The organism is Lentisalinibacter sediminis, assembly GCF_040706615.1.
Classification (GTDB): domain Bacteria; phylum Pseudomonadota; class Gammaproteobacteria; order Steroidobacterales; family Woeseiaceae; genus Lentisalinibacter; species Lentisalinibacter sediminis.
Genome location: NZ_JAPDRF010000005.1, coordinates 208,415 through 224,413 on the forward strand (window position 1 = coordinate 208,415; position 15,999 = coordinate 224,413).

21 protein-coding genes are annotated in these 15,999 nt (G+C 68.0%); 20 read left to right on the plus strand and 1 reads right to left on the minus strand.

Features of this window, described 5'->3' with window-relative positions; genetic code table 11:
• The first annotated feature begins 4 nt into the window (after positions 1–4).
• From coxB to ACJMKX_RS11335, 5 genes are all read left to right on the plus strand, one after another.
• Complete coding sequence (gene coxB / locus ACJMKX_RS11315; protein ID WP_405225134.1) at positions 5–829, plus strand: cytochrome c oxidase subunit II; 825 nt, start codon at positions 5–7, stop codon at positions 827–829.
• Positions 830–917: 88 nt separating this feature from the next.
• On the plus strand, positions 918–2,504 hold the full coding sequence (gene ctaD, locus ACJMKX_RS11320) for a cytochrome c oxidase subunit I (RefSeq protein ID WP_405225137.1): 1,587 nt from the start codon (positions 918–920) through the stop codon (positions 2,502–2,504).
• 6 nt (positions 2,505–2,510) lie between these two features.
• Positions 2,511–2,639, plus strand: a complete 129-nt coding sequence (locus ACJMKX_RS11325; RefSeq protein ID WP_405225140.1) for a hypothetical protein — start codon at positions 2,511–2,513, stop codon at positions 2,637–2,639.
• A gap of 3 nt (positions 2,640–2,642) precedes the next feature.
• Positions 2,643–3,194, plus strand: a complete 552-nt coding sequence (locus ACJMKX_RS11330) for a cytochrome c oxidase assembly protein (RefSeq protein WP_405225143.1) — start codon at positions 2,643–2,645, stop codon at positions 3,192–3,194.
• A gap of 58 nt (positions 3,195–3,252) precedes the next feature.
• On the plus strand, positions 3,253–4,119 hold the full coding sequence (locus ACJMKX_RS11335; protein WP_405225146.1) for a cytochrome c oxidase subunit 3: 867 nt from the start codon (positions 3,253–3,255) through the stop codon (positions 4,117–4,119).
• A 30-nt stretch (positions 4,120–4,149) separates the two neighbouring features.
• Here ACJMKX_RS11335 and ACJMKX_RS11340 read toward each other — a convergent pair whose 3' ends face one another.
• The gene (locus tag ACJMKX_RS11340; RefSeq protein WP_405225148.1) at positions 4,150–4,344 is read right to left on the minus strand and encodes a twin transmembrane helix small protein; all 195 of its coding nucleotides are present in this window, start codon (positions 4,342–4,344) and stop codon (positions 4,150–4,152) included.
• 128 nt (positions 4,345–4,472) lie between these two features.
• Between ACJMKX_RS11340 and ACJMKX_RS11345 the strand changes: the two genes are divergently transcribed.
• The 15 genes from ACJMKX_RS11345 to ACJMKX_RS11415 all read left to right on the plus strand — a co-directional run bounded on the left by ACJMKX_RS11345 (position 4,473) and on the right by ACJMKX_RS11415 (position 15,821).
• Complete coding sequence (locus tag ACJMKX_RS11345; RefSeq protein WP_405225151.1) at positions 4,473–5,216, plus strand: SURF1 family protein; 744 nt, start codon at positions 4,473–4,475, stop codon at positions 5,214–5,216.
• A 44-nt stretch (positions 5,217–5,260) separates the two neighbouring features.
• Positions 5,261–5,845: a hypothetical protein gene (locus tag ACJMKX_RS11350; RefSeq protein ID WP_405225153.1), complete on the plus strand. Its 585-nt coding sequence runs from the start codon at positions 5,261–5,263 to the stop codon at positions 5,843–5,845.
• A 31-nt stretch (positions 5,846–5,876) separates the two neighbouring features.
• On the plus strand, positions 5,877–6,890 hold the full coding sequence (locus tag ACJMKX_RS11355) for a COX15/CtaA family protein (RefSeq protein WP_405225156.1): 1,014 nt from the start codon (positions 5,877–5,879) through the stop codon (positions 6,888–6,890).
• Positions 6,877–7,776, plus strand: a complete 900-nt coding sequence (locus ACJMKX_RS11360; protein WP_405225159.1) for a heme o synthase — start codon at positions 6,877–6,879, stop codon at positions 7,774–7,776. Before ACJMKX_RS11355 ends, ACJMKX_RS11360 begins: the two co-directional genes overlap by 14 nt.
• Before the next feature lie 25 nt (positions 7,777–7,801).
• A complete protein-coding gene (locus tag ACJMKX_RS11365; RefSeq protein WP_405225162.1) occupies positions 7,802–8,368 on the plus strand; it encodes a hypothetical protein in 567 nt (188 codons plus the stop codon).
• The gene (locus ACJMKX_RS11370) at positions 8,365–8,703 is read left to right on the plus strand and encodes a tRNA-binding protein (RefSeq protein ID WP_405225165.1); all 339 of its coding nucleotides are present in this window, start codon (positions 8,365–8,367) and stop codon (positions 8,701–8,703) included. The genes ACJMKX_RS11365 and ACJMKX_RS11370 overlap by 4 nt, the downstream gene beginning before the upstream one ends.
• Positions 8,700–9,179 carry a hypothetical protein gene (locus ACJMKX_RS11375; protein WP_405225168.1) on the plus strand — a complete coding sequence of 160 codons (480 nt, stop codon included), beginning with the start codon at positions 8,700–8,702 and terminating at the stop codon, positions 9,177–9,179. Before ACJMKX_RS11370 ends, ACJMKX_RS11375 begins: the two co-directional genes overlap by 4 nt.
• Positions 9,176–9,889: a hypothetical protein gene (locus tag ACJMKX_RS11380; protein ID WP_405225171.1), complete on the plus strand. Its 714-nt coding sequence runs from the start codon at positions 9,176–9,178 to the stop codon at positions 9,887–9,889. The genes ACJMKX_RS11375 and ACJMKX_RS11380 overlap by 4 nt, the downstream gene beginning before the upstream one ends.
• Before the next feature lie 142 nt (positions 9,890–10,031).
• Positions 10,032–10,832 (plus strand): nucleotide-binding protein, encoded by an 801-nt coding sequence (locus ACJMKX_RS11385; RefSeq protein ID WP_405225174.1) that lies wholly within the window; start codon positions 10,032–10,034, stop codon positions 10,830–10,832.
• A gap of 70 nt (positions 10,833–10,902) precedes the next feature.
• A complete protein-coding gene (locus tag ACJMKX_RS11390; RefSeq protein WP_405225177.1) occupies positions 10,903–11,286 on the plus strand; it encodes a DUF302 domain-containing protein in 384 nt (127 codons plus the stop codon).
• Positions 11,276–11,839, plus strand: a complete 564-nt coding sequence (locus tag ACJMKX_RS11395; RefSeq protein WP_405225180.1) for a GNAT family N-acetyltransferase — start codon at positions 11,276–11,278, stop codon at positions 11,837–11,839. Before ACJMKX_RS11390 ends, ACJMKX_RS11395 begins: the two co-directional genes overlap by 11 nt.
• A gap of 61 nt (positions 11,840–11,900) precedes the next feature.
• Positions 11,901–12,416 carry a GNAT family N-acetyltransferase gene (locus ACJMKX_RS11400; protein WP_405225183.1) on the plus strand — a complete coding sequence of 172 codons (516 nt, stop codon included), beginning with the start codon at positions 11,901–11,903 and terminating at the stop codon, positions 12,414–12,416.
• 10 nt (positions 12,417–12,426) lie between these two features.
• Entirely contained in the window at positions 12,427–13,167 is a 741-nt protein-coding gene (locus ACJMKX_RS11405; RefSeq protein WP_405225186.1) for a class I SAM-dependent methyltransferase, read from the plus strand.
• Between the two features lie 151 nt (positions 13,168–13,318).
• Positions 13,319–15,406, plus strand: coding sequence for a prolyl oligopeptidase family serine peptidase (locus ACJMKX_RS11410; RefSeq protein WP_405225189.1), 2,088 nt, complete (start codon positions 13,319–13,321; stop codon positions 15,404–15,406).
• Between the two features lie 55 nt (positions 15,407–15,461).
• Positions 15,462–15,821: a TraR/DksA family transcriptional regulator gene (locus ACJMKX_RS11415; RefSeq protein WP_405225192.1), complete on the plus strand. Its 360-nt coding sequence runs from the start codon at positions 15,462–15,464 to the stop codon at positions 15,819–15,821.
• Positions 15,822–15,999 lie beyond the last annotated feature (178 nt).

Sequence of the window (15,999 nt, forward strand, 5' to 3'; positions counted from 1 at the left end):
ACCGATGATCAGAAAAATCTCCCTCTTCTTGCTGACCCTCCCGGCTTCGGCGGCCGCGCTGGCGGAGTCGAAGATCAACATGCCCCAGGGCGTGACCGAGGTCAGCCGCGACATCTACGGCCTGCACATGCTCATCTTCCTGGTGTGCTGCGCCATCGCCGTTTTCGTGTTCGGCTGGATGATCATCGCGCTCGTCCTGCACCGGAAGTCCCGGGGCGTGGAGCCGGCGAAGTTCTCCCACTCCACGAAGGCGGAGATCATCTGGACCGTCATCCCGATCGGCATCCTGATCGGCATGGCCATCCCCTCGGCCGAGACGCTGGTGAAGATCGAGGACAGCCGCAACCCGGACATCACGGTGAAGGTCACCGGCTACCAGTGGAAGTGGCATTACGAATACCTGGACGAGGGTGTGGAGTTCTACTCGAACCTGGCCCGCTCGAGCAACGAGGCGCGCCGGCTCGGCTCGGGTATCGACCCGGCCAGCGTGCCGAACTACCTCCTCGAGGTGGACAACCCCATGGTGGTGCCGGTCGGCGCCAAGGTCCGGGTGCTGATCACCTCCAACGACGTCATCCACGCATGGTGGATGAAGGACTTCGGCATCAAGAAGGACGCGATCCCCGGCTTCATCAACGAGGCCTGGTTCCGGGCGGAGGAGCCCGGCGTGTACCGCGGCCAGTGCGCCGAACTCTGCGGCAAGGACCACGGCTTCATGCCGATCGTCGTGGAGGTGCTCGATCGGGCCGAGTACGAGGGCTGGGTCGCCGCCCGCCAGGAAGAGCAGGGCGTGAGCCCGAAGCTGGCCGCGGCGCCGGCGGCCGAGTGACCGCGGCGACAGGCGCCCGCAGCAGAACAGACAGGAACGAGCGCCGGGGCCCGAGCGGAGCCCCGGCAGGAAACCAGGAGCCATCCGTATGAGCAGTGCAACCGACGCGCTACACCACGACGACCATCATCACGGCCCGGAGATGACCGGCATCCGGCGGTGGCTGTTCACCACGAACCACAAGGACATCGGCACGATGTACCTAGTGTTCAGCCTGCTCATGTTCTTCGTGGGCGGCGCGATGGCGCTGATCGTCCGGGCGGAGCTGGGCCAGCCGGGCCTGCAGTTCGTCAACCCGGACTTCTATAACCAGATGGTCACGATGCACGCCCTGATCATGATCTTCGGCGCGGTGATGCCGGCCTTCGTCGGCCTGGCCAACTGGATGATCCCCATGATGGTGGGCGCGCCGGACATGGCGCTGCCGCGCATGAACAATTGGTCGTTCTGGATCCTGCCGGCGGCCTTCACGATCCTGCTGGCCACGCTGTTCGTGCCGGGCGGCGCACCCGCCAGCGGCTGGACCATGTATCCGCCGCTGGTACTGCAGACCGGTGATGCCTTCCCGCTGCTGATCTTCTCCGTCCACCTGATGGGCATCTCCTCCATCATGGGTGCGATCAACATCATCGTGACCATCATGAACATGCGCGCGCCCGGCATGACGCTGCTGAAGATGCCCATGTTCGTGTGGTCCTGGCTGATCACCGCGTACCTGCTCATCGCGGTCATGCCGGTGCTCGCCGGCGCGGTGACCATGCTACTGACCGACCAGTTCTTCGGCACCAGCTTCTTCCGCGCGGCCGGCGGCGGCGACCCGGTGATGTTCCAGCACATCTTCTGGTTCTTCGGCCATCCCGAGGTGTACATCATGATCCTGCCGGCCTTCGGCATCATCTCGGAGATCATCCCCACGTTCTCCCGGAAGCCGCTGTTCGGCTACGACTCCATGGTGTATGCGACAGCCAGCATCGCGTTCCTGTCCTTCATCGTCTGGGCGCACCACATGTTCACGGTCGGCATGCCGCTCACCGGGCAGCTGTTCTTCATGTTCTCCACCATGCTGATCGCCGTGCCGACGGGCGTGAAGATCTTCAACTGGACGTCGACGATGTGGCGGGGCTCGATGACCTTCGAGACGCCAATGCTGTTCGCCATCGCATTCCTGTTTCTGTTCACCATCGGCGGCTTCTCCGGCCTGATGCTCGCCATCGTGCCGGCGGACTTCCAGTACCACGACTCTTACTTCGTGGTGGCGCACTTCCACTACGTCCTCGTACCGGGCGCCATCTTCGCCATCATGGCGGCCGCCTACTACTGGCTGCCGAAGTGGACGGGGCACATGTACAACGAGACGCTGGGCAAGTGGCACTTCTGGCTTACGACCATCTTCGTGAACATGACCTTCTTCCCGATGCACTTCGTGGGCCTGGCGGGCATGCCGCGGCGTATCCCCGACTACGCCACCCAGTTCGCCGATTTCAACCTGCTGGCGACGGTGGGGGCCTTCGGCTTCGGCCTGTCCCAGCTGCTGTTCGTCTGGATCGTCGTTTCCTGCGCGCGCGGCGGCAAACCCGCCACGGCGGAGGTCTGGGACAACCCGAAGGGCCTGGAGTGGACGGTGCCCTCGCCGGCGCCATACCACACCTTCGACCAGGCGCCGGAGGTCAAGTAAGCGCCCGTGGATGAACGCAAGCCGGAACAGCGTCGCAAGGCCCTGCGCAACGCCATCATCCTGGCGGTGGTGGCGGTGGGGTTCTACGCCGGCTTCATATTCGTCGAGTATCTGCGCAGCCAGGGAGGCAGCTAGCCCATGACGGAAGACAGCGGCGAGCGGAACCACAGGGGGCTGTCCTGGCAGCTGCTGGTGATGACCGTCGCCATGTTCGGCTTCGGCTTCGCCCTGGTGCCTTTGTACGACGTGTTCTGCGAGATCACCGGCCTGGGCGGCCGCACGAATGCCGAAGCCGTGACGGTCACCGAGCAGCCCGACGAGAACCGGCTGATCACGGTGGAGTTCGTCGCCACGGTCAACCAGCGGGGCCCGTGGGAGTTCGAGCCCACCGTCACGAAGTTGCAGGTGCATCCCGGCAAGCTCTACGACACCACCTTCTTCGCGAAGAACCTGCAGAATCACGGCACCGTCGGCCGTGCGGTACCCAGCGTGTCGCCGCCGGTGGCCGCGCGGCACTTCACGAAGACGGAGTGCTTCTGCTTCACCAACCAGCCCTTCGAGGCTCAGCAAGGCAGGGACATGCCGGTGCGTTTCATCGTGGACCGGGCGCTGCCCGCCCATATCGACACGGTGACGCTTTCCTATACGCTGTTCGACACCGAACAGCAGGTGGCTGCGGCGGACGACTGACCGTCCACCGCAACCCGGCTCATAACAAGACAGCCAGTCAAGACAGCGGGACATCTCCATGGCACAGACCAAAGACAGCTATTACGTACCCCACGGCAGCCACTGGCCCGTGGTGGGCACCGTCGGCCTCTTCCTCCTCATGGTCGGGGTATCGATGTGGCTGAACGGCTCGGACATCGGCAGCTGGATCATGTTCGCGGGTATCGGCGTGGTCGTCGTGATGCTGTTCGGCTGGTTCGGCGACGTCATCGACGAGAGCGAGGGCGGCGTCTACAACGCCCAGGTGGACAAGTCGTTCCGCATGGGGATGATGTGGTTCATCTTCTCCGAAGTGATGTTCTTCGCCGCCTTCTTCGGCGCGCTGTTCTACGCCCGCTCCTTCGTGCTGCCCTGGCTGGACGGCGAGGGCAACAACTTCTTCACCAATCTGCTGCTGTGGCCCGGCTTCGAGGACACGTGGCCCACCAACGGACCCGCCGACATCGGCGGCGAGTTCCGGAAGATGGGCGCGCTGGGTCTGCCCCTGATCAATACCGCCATCCTGCTCACCTCGAGCGTGACCGTGACCATCGCCCACCACGCCATCCGCGAGGGCAACCGCGGCATGACGGCGCTGTTCCTGGCACTGACGTTCCTGCTCGGCTACGTGTTCGTAGGCCTGCAGGCCTACGAGTACGTGCACGCCTACCAGGATCTGAATCTGACGCTCGAGTCGGGCATCTACGGTTCGACGTTCTTCATGCTCACGGGCTTCCACGGCATGCACGTCACCGTCGGCGCGATCATGCTGACCGTGATCTTCCTGCGGGTGATACGGGGCCACTTCACGGCCAAGCACCACTTCGCCTTCGAGGCGACCGCGTGGTACTGGCACTTCGTGGACGTGGTCTGGCTGGGCCTCTACATCTTCGTCTATTGGCTCTAGCCGGCCGCGGCCGGCGCCGGCCGGGCGCGATCAGGCGTTGGGCGCGATCCAGCCGTTGAGCCCGGCGACGATGAGGAAGATGAACAGGACCACGGACAGGCCGATGCGCCAAGTGAGCGCCTTCACCAGACGGCCGGAGCCGTCCTTGTCGCTGACCAGGTAGAAGAGCCCGGAGCCGAGGCTCGCGATGATCCCGCCGAGGATCAGGATGACGAGGAGTTTCATAGCTTCGATATGTGGGCTGCCGCCGGACCGTCAAGTATAGCGGTCCGGCCGCGAGGCCGCCCGCGGGTCAGGCGCTGTCGAGGAATGCGGCGGAACGCCCGGGAAGCGGGCGTGTCCATGGACAGGCGATGAGCGACGTCGATGACACGCGGCGGGAATTCCGGCCGGCTCTGGTACCCACCCTGCTGACGGTGGCCCTGATGCCGGTGCTGATCGGACTCGGCGTCTGGCAGCTCTCCCGCTACGAATACAAGACGGGACTGGAGCAGGCCTACGCGGCCTCCGGCGCCGAGCCCGTGGCCGCCGATGCGGTGAGCGCAGACGACCGGGACCGCTTCCGGCCGGTGACCGCGCGGGGCCGTTACGACAGCGAGCGGCAGTTCCTGATCGACAACATGGTGAGCCGTGGCCGCAACGGGTTCTTAGTGATTACGCCGTTTCGGCTCGACAGCGGCGGCCTGCTGCTGGTGAACCGGGGCTGGATCGCCCAGGATGCCCGCCGCCGGCCGGCCGCCGACATCGCGGTGGGCGAGGGGACGCGGCGCATCGAGGGCCGGGTCGGCCGCCTGCCGGTCGCGGGTCTCGACCTCGGCGGTGGCGACGGTGCCGCCGGTGCCTGGCCGTCGGTGCGCCAGTTCCCGGACATCCCGGAGCTCTCGGCGGCGCTGTCGCACCCGGTGGCGCCCTGGGTGCTGCTGCTCGCGCCGGAGGCCGCCGACGGTTTCCGGCGGGAATGGGAGCCTGGCGGAATGCCGGCGTCCCGGCACCTGGGTTACGCGGTCCAGTGGTTCGCGCTGGCGGCGGCGCTCGCGGTGATCTACGTGGTGGTCAACGTCAGGCGGCGGCCGCAGGCCGCGAGTGGCAACGAGTAGCCGGGCTGGCGGCCTCGGGCGAGACGACGGACGAACGAACGGAAATGAACGAACAGAAAGAGCAACGACGAGGCCGCCTGCAGTTCATCCTGCTGGCAGTGATCTTCCTGGGACCGCTGGCCCTGGCCATGTACCTGTACTACGGCGTGGACGACTGGAGTCCGCCGGGCCAGACCAACCACGGCATGCTGATCGAGCCGGTGGTGGTACTGCCGGAGGTGCCCATCGAGACGCTGGCGGGCGAAAGCATTCCGCCGGACGGTTGGCGCCATCACTGGACCATGCTGTACGTGAACCCGGAGCCCTGCGACGAGACCTGCCGCCAGGAGATCATCAAGATCCGGCAGATCCGGCTGGCGCTGGGCGCGGAGGCCGACCGGGTGGAGCGGCTCTACCTCTCCGGCACCGAGCCGCCGGCCGCAGACTGGCTGCAGCGCACCCAGGCCGGCCTGACCAGCGCCGCGCTGGACGACAACCCGGCGCTGGCCGACGCCCTGCCGTCCCGGGAAGCGGCGATCTATTTCATCGACCCGCTCGGCAACCTGATGATGCGCTTCCCCACCGATGCGGACCCGGAAGACATCAAGGACGATTTGAAGAAGCTGCTGAAGATCTCGCGGATCGGATGAAACCGGAACACAGGATCGAAGAGACAGGACCATGAACAGAGCGGCAAGAATCTACCGCGTACTCGTCCCGGCGGCGACCGTGCTGACCCTCTGCGTGGTCGTGCTCGGCGCCTGGGTGCGCCTCACCGACGCCGGCCTCGGCTGCCCGGACTGGCCCGGCTGCTACGGCACGCTGACCGTGCCGAAGACCGCCGAGCAGCTCGATTTTGCCGCCGGCGCCTTCCCGGAGCGCCCGGTGGACCACGGCAAGGCCTGGCGGGAGATGATCCACCGCTACTTCGCGGGCGCGCTCGGCCTGATGATATTCGCCATCGCCGCGGCCGCCTGGGCCAACCGGCGGGACCCGGCGCAGCCGGTGCGCCTGCCCCTCGCGCTGGCCGGCGTCATCGTCGCCCAGGCACTGCTGGGCATGTGGACCGTGACGCTGCTTCTGAAGCCGTTCATCGTGACGCTGCACCTGCTGGGCGGCCTGACGACGCTGGGCCTGCTGTTCTGGCTGACGCTGGGCGTGATCAGACCGGAGCCGGCCGGACCGGTGATCCGCGTCCCGCGTCGGCTGCGCACGCTGGCAGTGGCCGGGCTCGTGCTGCTCGGCGTGCAGATCACCCTGGGCGGCTGGACCAGCACCAACTACGCGGCCCTGGCCTGCCCGGACTTCCCCACCTGCCAGACCCAGTGGTGGCCGGAGATGGACTTCGCCGAGGGCTTCCGACCCTGGCACGGCCTCGGCATCGACTACGAGGGTGGCATCCTGGACAGCCCGGCCCGCACCGCCATCCATTATGTCCACCGCATCGGCGCGCTCGTGGTCACGCTGGTACTCGGCGGCCTCGCGATCGCGGCGCTGGGCGGCGGCCGCCCGCCGGCCCTGCGCCGGGCCGGAGCTTTCCTGCTGGGGGCACTGGCAGTGCAGCTGGCGATCGGTATAGGTATCATTCACTATTCACTGCCGCTCTCACTCGCGACTGCTCACAACGCCGGCGCCGCGCTCCTGCTGCTGGCGCTGCTCAACTACAACCATCTGGTCCGGCATGCCGAACACTGACGCACAGACTCTCGAGAGAAGCCGCCCCGTCCACTGGCGGGATTACTACGAGCTCACCAAGCCCCGCGTGGTGGCGCTGATCGTGTTCACCGCCATCGTCGGCATGTTCCTGGCCGTGCCGGGACTGCCGGATCCGGTGGCGCTGATCCTTGGCACGCTCGGCATCGGTCTGGCCAGCGCCGGGGCCGCCGCGGTGAACCAGATCCTGGACGCGCGCTTCGACGCCATCATGGCCCGCACCCAGCACCGGCCGCTGCCCACCGGCACGGTGTCCGAGCCCCAGGCGTTCGCCTTCGCCGGCGCGCTGTCGGCGGTGTCCATGCTCATTCTGTGGTTCGGGGTCAATCCCCTGACCGCGGTGCTGACCTTCTGTTCGCTGATCGGCTATGCCGTCATCTACACGGTATTCCTGAAGCATGCGACGCCCCAGAACATCGTCATCGGCGGCGCCGCCGGCGCCGCGCCGCCGGTGCTCGGCTGGACGGCCATCACCGGCGAGGTGCACGCCCACGCGCTGATCCTGTTCCTGATCATCTTCGTGTGGACGCCGCCCCACTTCTGGGCGCTGGCCATCGCCCGCAAGGACGAGTACGCGAAGGTGGGCATCCCGATGCTGCCGGTCTCCTACGGCGAGCAGTTCACCCGCCTCTACGTGCTGCTCTATACCATCCTGCTCGTGATGGTCACGCTGCTGCCCTGGCTCACGGGCATGAGCGGCCCGCTCTACCTCGCCAGCGCGCTGGTGCTGGGCGGGGTGTTCCTCGGGTACGCCTGGCGCATGAAGGTCAGTGACGACCCGTCACTGCCGATGCGCACCTTCTCCTGGTCCATCACCTATCTCATGGCGCTGTTCACGGCGCTGCTCGTCGATCACTACCTGTTCTGATTCCCCATCCGTTATCCTCGGCGGCATGGCCGGGGACAGAGACAGCGCCAGACTGGAACCCGACGAGGTCGTCAGCGCGGTCTATTATCCGAACAAGGCGCGCCTGGTCGCCGCCACCGTCTCCGGCAGCATCGCCGGTCTCATCGTCGGTATCGGCGTGGCGCTGCTGCTGACCGGGGACGGCGCCGCCGGCTTCCTCACGGCGGCAGCCTCCGTCATCCTCGGCGCAGGCGTCTCCCTGTTCGGTTCGGCCAGCAAAGCCCGACTGCGATTCGGCACGGACTGGGTGGAGGGCCCGGTCGATGGCGGCGTCGGCTACGTCCTGATGCGGCGGGATGACATCGCCGCGCTCGAGGTGGTCGACCAGGACAAGCTTCGCCTGGCGCGTCAGGACGGCGAGCGAATACTGGTCCACCTCGCCCATTACGAGTTCATGGATCAGCAGATGATCCGGATGCGGCTCACTTCGCTCGCCGGCGGGCGCACGTCCACGCCGCCGGAGATGCTGGTGCAGGAGTCGAAGCGGCACCGGCTCGGGTTCCGGCGCAAGCGGGACCCGGTGCCCTCGTCAGACCGCGAAGGCAATTCATGAAGCCGATCAGCTGGCAGGATTTCGAGCAGGTGGAACTGCGGGTGGGGACAGTGACACGGGTGGAGCCCTTCCCGGCGGCCCGCAAGCCCGCCTACAAGCTCACCGTCGACTTCGGCCCCGAAGTGGGCGTGCGGCGCTCCTCGGCGCAGATCACCGAGCGCTACGAGCCTGACGAGCTGGTGGGCCGTCAGGTGCTGGCGGTGACCAACTTCCCCCCGAAACAGATCGGTCCGTTCATGTCGGAGTGCCTGGTGACGGGCTTCGTGCAGACTGACGGCAGCGTCGTTCTGGCCGTGCCTGACAGTCCGGTGGCCGACGGGAGCCGTCTGGCATGAGCGGCCGCGAGAGCCGCGCGCGCATCGCCGCCCGGCTGCGCGATACCCAGCGCCGCCAGCAGCGGCGCGAACTCCTGCTCACCGCGGGGGTTCTGATCGGCGGCGGCCTGCTCATCGCCGGCTGGAGTCTCGGCTGGTTCGCCACGGAGATCACGCTGGAGAGTTCCGACGGCCACTGGGCCGACCGGGAAGCGCTGGACGAAGGGCGCGATTACACGGACAGCGTCGCGCTGTTCATGCAGTACCGCATCGAATGCGGTGCGCCGGAGGCCGAACTCTATCGCGCCACCGCCAGACCCTGGTGGAACCCGTTCCTCTGGCCCAGCCTGTTTGCCGACGACAAGTGGTCCATACCCTACCGGGAAACCCTGGGCGCGGCGGAGCCCACCGGCATCCCGGAGGTGAGCTGCACGCCCGTGCGCGGGGCGTGGGAGCGGGCGGACCGTCAGGCCGACGCCTACCTGGAATCGCTGTGAGCGGGCCGCGCGGAGAGACGCGGGAGACGGTCGTCATCGACACCCGGCATTGCGGGCCGCCGGAGTCGGGCAACGGCGGCTACAGCGCAGGACTGCTGGGCACCCGCCTGCCCGGCACGCCTGAGGTGCGCCTGCACAGGCCGCCACCCCTCGACCGGCCGCTGACGCTGCGCCTGGCTGGGGGCGAACTCCTGGACGGTGAGACCGTTGTCGCGAGCGCGCGGCCGGGCGCGATCGAAGGCGAACTGCCGCCGGCCCCGACCCTCGCGGAAGCCAGCGCGGCTGCAAGGGATTATCTCGGCTTCGAGGCCCACACGTTCCCCACTTGCTTTGTCTGTGGCCCGGCGCGCAGCCCGGCGGACGGCGGACTGTGCATCTATCCCGGTCCCGTCCCGGGCGCCGAACGGGTGGCGGCGCCCTGGCAGCCGGCGGACACGCTGGCCGACGAGTCGGGCCACGTACGGCCCGTCTATCTCTGGTCCGCCCTGGACTGCCCGTCGGGCTTCGGCGCGATGGGACGCAATCCGGCTCCGGTCGTCCTGGGCACCATAACGGTGCAGATCGCGGCGCCGCTGCCGGCCGGCCAGCCCTGCGTCGTCGCCGGCTGGCCCATCCGCAGGTCCGGGCGCAAGCACTACGCGGGATCGGCCATCTACACGGCGGACGGGGAGCCCGTGGCCCGCGCCAGCACCATCTGGATCGCCCTCTGACGGCGCGTTTTGAGGGCACCGACAGTGCCTCCGAGGATGGGACAATCCGGTTGCGGCGACGCCCGACACTGAAAACGAACGGCCGCCTCCGCTATAGTCGGGCGTTCGTCGCGCTGCCATCGGAGTCATCATCCGCCATCCCATGCTCACCATCCCGACGCGTCCCGGCCTCAACAGGATCGTCGTCCTGAACACGAAAGGCGGCTGCGGCAAGACCACGATCGCGACCAACCTCGCCAGTCACTACGCCCTCCGGGGACCGCGGCCGGCGCTGATGGACTGTGATCCCCAGGGCTCCGCCATCCGCTGGCTGGAACGAAGGCCGGCGGAGGCGCCGCCCGTGCACGGCATCGCCGCGTACAAGCGCAACATGGCGGCGACGCAGAGCTGGCAGCTGCGCGTGCCGCAAGAGGCGGAGACGCTCATCGTGGACTCGCCGGCCGGTCTCGACCGGGACGCGCTGCGGCAGCTGACCCGGGACGCCACCAGCCTGATCATCCCGGTGATGCCCTCGGCCATCGACATCCACGCTACGGCCCGGTTCATCGGCGAGCTGCTGATCGGTGCCGGCGTCGACCGGCGGCGCCGCAACGTGGCCGTGGTCGCGAACCGCATCCGTCGCAATACCCGCAGTTTCATCAAGCTGACCCGCTTCCTGGAATCGCTGGAGATCCCCGTCATCGCCGCGCTGCGCGACGTGCAGGCGTACGTAAGGGCGGCGGAAGAGGGCATCGGCCTGTACGAGATGAAGCCCTACCGGGTCAGGAAGGATCTCGTGCACCTCGACCGCATCGTCGCCTGGCTGGACGGCTGGCACGCCCGCGAACCCGGCGCGGAGTCCGAGGGAGCGCTGCGGGGCAGAACGGAGGCGACCGCACCCACGGTCCGTGACGGTCCCCTATGGCCGGTACCCGGGTCGGGACCCGACGCCGATCACCGGTAGCACTACGTAGTGCCGCAGTGTACGGCGGCGTGTTTCAATGGGCACACCGCAGGAGGCAAGGAGGTACCCCGTGAAACAGATCACCGAATCGTCGAAAAGCGTCGAGCAGGCCACCGCGGATCTGCAGGAAGCGGTAAAGAAACACGGCTTCGGCGTGCTGCACATCTACGACCTGAAGGCGACCCTGAAGGAGAAGGGCGCACCCATCGAGAACGAGTGCCGCGTGCTGGAAGTCTGCAATCCCCAGCAGGCGCAGAAGGTGCTCTCCAGTGACATGAGCATGAACATGGCGCTGCCGTGCCGGGTGTCCGTCTACGAGCAGGACGGTCGTACCCGCATCGGCCTGCTGAGCCCGAAGGAGATGCTGGGACAGTTGTCGGACCAGCCGGAGCTCGCGGAAGTGGCCGGGGAGGTCGAGGCGGCCATGCAGCGCATGATCGAGGATGCAAAATAGGCCGGGCGCGACCGCCCCGCAGCGGCCGGAGCCCGAGCCGGAACCGGCAATAACCCTGCGGCGGCCGGAGCGCAGCATGGCCGGCGAGTTCCTCACTGCCGTGCGGCTCAGCCGGGACCTGCACGGGCCCTGGGTGGTCGCGCCGGATTCCCTGGCCGGCTACCGGGCCTACCTCGACCGGCTGCAGCAGGACAGCAACCTGGGCTATTTCGTGATGACGGCGGACGAGCGCATCGCCGGCGTCATCAACGTCAACGAGATCGTCCGGGGCGTGTTCCGCAGCGGCTACCTGGGCTACTACGCCTTCCTCCCCTGGACGGGACGCGGCTACATGCGCGCTGGCATGCGCAGGGTCATCACGCGGGCGTTCAGGGTGCATCGGCTGCACCGTCTCGAAGCGAATATCCAGCCGGGCAACGAGCCGTCCCGGCGGCTGGTTGGCGCCCTCGGCTTCCGCCTCGAGGGCTACTCGCCGCGCTATCTGAAGATCCGTGGGCGCTGGCGGGATCACGAGCGCTGGGCCATCACCCGCGAGGAGTGGCGGCCGGGATAGCGGGGCAGTGCTGGCGGCGGCCCTGCTCTGCGCCTATGCTGCTCCGGGGAGGGCCGCGACGATGAGACTCGAGACCGAACGACTGCTGCTGCGGCTGCCCGAGGAACGCGACCTCGACGCGCTCGCTCGCATGCATGCCGACGAAGCGCACATGCGCTACATGGGAGGCCCGCTCGACCGCGAGGGGACCTGGCGGCAGATCGCATGGATGCTGGGCCACTGGCAGATTCGCGGTTACGGACTGTTCGCCGTGGAAGACCGGCGGGACGGCACCTTCCTCGGCCGCGTCGGTTTCATTTATCCGGAGGGCTGGCCCGGCTTCGAGATCGGCTGGCTCATCGGCCCGGAATACGCCGGCCGCGGCTACGCCACGGAGGCAGCCGAAGCCGCCCTCGACTGGTGTTTCGACAATCTGGATCACGACCATGTGATCAGTCTGATCCATCCCGACAACCGCGCGTCCATCCGGGTGGCCGAGAAACTCGGCGAGCGGCCCTGGGGCGAGGCGCGGGTCAAGGACATCGACGTAATCATCCACCGCCTCGAGCGCCCGGACTGGAACGGGCGCAGACGCTAGGAGTTTCGCAATGCACGCAGTCCGCATGCGCTTCGGCGTGGCGTTGCTCGCAGCCGCCGTATTCCTGTTCGCCGGCACGCACCTCGCGGGCGCGGCGGCAGAGGCCGGCGGCGGTGCCTACCGCTACGGGACGCCGAGCCGCGACGGGATCGGCAAGTTCTACATGGGGCGAGAGATCTCCCATGTCATGGGCCACCTGGGCGCCGGCTGGCTGGAGCGGCCGTCGCGGCAGCAGGAGGAGCGCACCGATCTCCTGGTCCGGAATCTGCCGCTGGCGGAGGACGACGTGGTCGCGGACGTCGGCGCCGGGACCGGTTACTTCAGCTTCCGTATCGCGCCGGCCGTGCCCCGGGGAGAGGTACTGGCCGTGGATATCCAGCCCGAGATGCTCGCCATCATCGAGGAGCGCGGGCGCGAGGAGGGCGTGGAAAACGTCCGCGGTGTCCGCGGCAGCGTCACCGACCCGAACCTGCCCGAGGCGGCCGTCGACCTGGCCCTGATCGTCGATGCCTACCACGAGTTTTCGCATCCGCGGGAGATGGCCGCGGGCCTGCTGCGCGCACTGCGGCCGGGCGGCCTCCTGGTACTGGTCGAATACCGCGCCGAGGATCGCTCGGTGCCGATCAAGCGCCTGCACAAGATGAGCGAGGCGCAGGCGCGGCGCGAGCTCGAGGCGGCCGGCTTCGAGTTCGTCCGCAACGAGGACTTCCTGCCGCAGCAGCATTTCCTGGTGTTCCGGCGGCCGCACTGACACGCTGCTGCGGTAGCCGTCGGCGATGTTAGGATTCGTCCTTTTTCGCGGGACGGAGAAAACGTGACCCATGCGCAACGCGACGCGGGGAATGGCGGCACTTCTTGCGATCTGGATGACGGCAGCGGGGCCGCTGCCGGCAGGAGACACCATGAGCGCTGATACGCCCGAAGCCCCGTGCTATGACCCTTGCGATGACCCCTGCGATGACAAGTGGATCTGGCTCGAGGAAGTGGCAGGAGAACGGGCGCTCTCGTGGGTGGAGGGACGCAATGAGGCCTCCCTCGGCTACCTGGAGTCGCGGCCGCTGTTCGGGCCACTGCAAGAGCGCAGCCTGGAGATCCTGGATTCTGACGAACGGATTCCCGAACCGGCGTTGCGCGGCGGGCTGGTCTACAACTTCTGGCAGGACGCGGACAACCGCCGCGGCCTCTGGCGCCGCATGACGCTGGACGACTACGCCCAGGGCGGCAGCGACTGGGAGGTGCTGCTGGACCTGGACGCACTCGCCCGGCGCGAAGACGAGGACTGGGTCTGGAAGGGCGCGAGCTGCCTGCCGCCGGAATACCGCCGCTGCCTCGTGCACCTCTCCAGGGGCGGCGCCGACGCCACGGTCGTGCGTGAATTCGACACCGTAGCCGGGCGCTTCGTCGACGACGGCTTCCGGCTGGAAGAGGCGAAGCACGTGGTGAGCTGGGCCGACGGGGACACCCTGTACGCAGGGACGGACTTCGGGCCGGGCAGTCTGACCGACTCCGGCTATGCGCGCACCGCGCGGCGGTGGCGCCGCGGCCAGCCGCTGGCCGAGGCGCCGGAGATCTTCGCCGGCAAGACGACCGATGTGGCCGTCAGCGTCGTCCGCCTTCGCGACGGCGAGCGGCACTACGACATCGCCAGCCGTGCCCGGACCTTTTTCACCACCGAACGCTATCTCTACCGCGACGGCGAGCTCACGAAGATCGACATACCGGAAGACGCCGAAATGCACGGCATACTGGACGGGCAGATGATCGTGGAGCTGAAGAGCGCCTGGTCGCCCGCCGGCCGGGAGTATCCCCAGGGCGCACTGCTCGCCACGGACTTCGCGGCATTCATGGACGGCGAGCCGGACTTCGAGATGCTGATAGAGCCCGGCCCCGCGACGGCGATCGTCAGCGGTTCGGCGACCGGCGTGATGCGCACGCGCAGTCACCTGGTGGTGAACGAACTCAACGACGTGGTCAGCCGGCTCACCCGCTTCGGCCGGGAGGACGGCCGCTGGACCCGCCAGCGGATCGAGGCACCGGAGGACGGCGACATCACGCTGGTGAGCGCCACCGAAACGTCGGACTGGTTCTTCTTCCGCTACGAGAGCTTCCTCACCCCCGACACGCTCTACCTCGCCCGCGACGGCGGCGGCAAGACGGGCGAAGTGCGCTCGCTGCCGGGCTACTTCGACACGGCCGGCATGCGCGTGGAGCAACACTTCGCCACCAGCCGCGACGGCACCCGGGTGCCGTACTTCCTGGTGCTGCCCGCCGGCTTCGAGGCCGACGGCGGCACGCCCACACTGCTGTACGGCTACGGCGGTTTCGAGGTGAGTATGGCGCCCTCCTACAGCGCCGTCCTGGGCTCGAGCTGGCTCGCCCGCGGCGGTGCCTACGCGCTGGCCAACATCCGCGGCGGCGGCGAATACGGCCCGCGCTGGCATCGTGCGGCGCTGCGCGAGAACCGCCAGCGCGCCTATGATGACTTCATCGCGGTGGCCGAAGATCTGGTGGAAAGGGGCATCACCGCACCCGAGCATCTCGGCATCCGCGGCGGCTCCAACGGCGGCCTGCTCACCGGCGTCATGCTAACCCAGCGCCCCGATCTGTTCGGCGGCGTGGTCGTGCAGGTGCCGCTCCTCGACATGAAGCGCTACCACAAGCTGCTTGCCGGCGCCTCCTGGATGGGCGAGTACGGCAACCCGGACACCGGCGACTGGGACTTCATTGCCGAATACTCGCCCTACCACAATCTCGATCCGGAGGCGGACTACCCGCGGGCCTTCTTCACGACCTCCACCCGGGACGACCGGGTGCACCCCGCTCACGCGCGCAAGATGGTGGCGCGGATGGAGTCGCTGGGGCACGACGTCCTGTACTACGAGAACACGGTCGGCGGTCATGCGGGAGCCGCGGACAACGCACAGAGGGCACGGGTAGAGGCGCTGATCTACACCTATCTGTGGGACGCGTTGGACGGCGGCGGGGACTAACTGTGCGCGGGTTCACGCCCCCGGCCCGTGCGGGTCTGTAGACTCGACTGCGGTTATGACCTTCTCGCAGCAAAACGCCCAGGTCCGGAAGAAGCTCACGGCCCTGCTGGAAGAGATCGTCGCGGCCGGGGAGGCAGGCGAGGACGCCGGGCGGACGGTGGAGCTGGACCAGGCACGCGTGGGGCGGCTGTCGCGGATGGACGCCCTGCAGGCCCAGGCCATGTCCCGGGCGACCAGCCGGCGGCGCAGCGAGAACATCCTGCGCATCCGCGCCGCGCTGCAGCGCCTGGACGAAGACGAATACGGCCGCTGCGTGCGCTGCGGCGCAGCCATCAATCCGAAGCGCCTCGAACTCGATCCGGCCGCCGCGCTGTGCATCGGCTGCGCAGAGAGCGCCGAGCAACCTCGGCGCTGAGCCGCCCCGCACGCCGGCCACACCCGCGCCTCGACAGCCACAGCTGATCTCCGCTCCCGCCGCTCCGATGTGCTGCCGCGCGGGCCCGCCGCCGTCACATTGCGGAAACTGCGACTGTTCGCGGCATCCCTGCCGGTTACCATGGGCACGAGCGGCCTTGCAGGCTGCCCGTTTTTTT

What these genes read in the sequence shown, in the direction of transcription:
- ACJMKX_RS11350 (WP_405225153.1), top strand. Translation starts at nt 5,261, where the DNA reads ATGAACGAACAGAAAGAGCAACGACGAGGCCGCCTGCAGTTCATCCTG.
- ACJMKX_RS11345 (WP_405225151.1), top strand. Translation starts at nt 4,473, where the DNA reads ATGAGCGACGTCGATGACACGCGGCGGGAATTCCGGCCGGCTCTGGTA.
- ACJMKX_RS11340 (WP_405225148.1), bottom strand. Translation starts at nt 4,344, where the DNA reads ATGAAACTCCTCGTCATCCTGATCCTCGGCGGGATCATCGCGAGCCTC.
- ACJMKX_RS11395 (WP_405225180.1), top strand. Translation starts at nt 11,276, where the DNA reads ATGCAAAATAGGCCGGGCGCGACCGCCCCGCAGCGGCCGGAGCCCGAG.
- ACJMKX_RS11400 (WP_405225183.1), top strand. Translation starts at nt 11,901, where the DNA reads ATGAGACTCGAGACCGAACGACTGCTGCTGCGGCTGCCCGAGGAACGC.
- ACJMKX_RS11330 (WP_405225143.1), top strand. Translation starts at nt 2,643, where the DNA reads ATGACGGAAGACAGCGGCGAGCGGAACCACAGGGGGCTGTCCTGGCAG.
- ACJMKX_RS11335 (WP_405225146.1), top strand. Translation starts at nt 3,253, where the DNA reads ATGGCACAGACCAAAGACAGCTATTACGTACCCCACGGCAGCCACTGG.
- ACJMKX_RS11385 (WP_405225174.1), top strand. Translation starts at nt 10,032, where the DNA reads ATGCTCACCATCCCGACGCGTCCCGGCCTCAACAGGATCGTCGTCCTG.
- ctaD (WP_405225137.1), top strand. Translation starts at nt 918, where the DNA reads ATGAGCAGTGCAACCGACGCGCTACACCACGACGACCATCATCACGGC.
- coxB (WP_405225134.1), top strand. Translation starts at nt 5, where the DNA reads ATGATCAGAAAAATCTCCCTCTTCTTGCTGACCCTCCCGGCTTCGGCG.
- ACJMKX_RS11365 (WP_405225162.1), top strand. Translation starts at nt 7,802, where the DNA reads ATGGCCGGGGACAGAGACAGCGCCAGACTGGAACCCGACGAGGTCGTC.
- ACJMKX_RS11415 (WP_405225192.1), top strand. Translation starts at nt 15,462, where the DNA reads ATGACCTTCTCGCAGCAAAACGCCCAGGTCCGGAAGAAGCTCACGGCC.
- ACJMKX_RS11360 (WP_405225159.1), top strand. Translation starts at nt 6,877, where the DNA reads ATGCCGAACACTGACGCACAGACTCTCGAGAGAAGCCGCCCCGTCCAC.
- ACJMKX_RS11355 (WP_405225156.1), top strand. Translation starts at nt 5,877, where the DNA reads ATGAACAGAGCGGCAAGAATCTACCGCGTACTCGTCCCGGCGGCGACC.
- ACJMKX_RS11410 (WP_405225189.1), top strand. Translation starts at nt 13,319, where the DNA reads ATGAGCGCTGATACGCCCGAAGCCCCGTGCTATGACCCTTGCGATGAC.
- ACJMKX_RS11375 (WP_405225168.1), top strand. Translation starts at nt 8,700, where the DNA reads ATGAGCGGCCGCGAGAGCCGCGCGCGCATCGCCGCCCGGCTGCGCGAT.
- ACJMKX_RS11370 (WP_405225165.1), top strand. Translation starts at nt 8,365, where the DNA reads ATGAAGCCGATCAGCTGGCAGGATTTCGAGCAGGTGGAACTGCGGGTG.
- ACJMKX_RS11405 (WP_405225186.1), top strand. Translation starts at nt 12,427, where the DNA reads ATGCACGCAGTCCGCATGCGCTTCGGCGTGGCGTTGCTCGCAGCCGCC.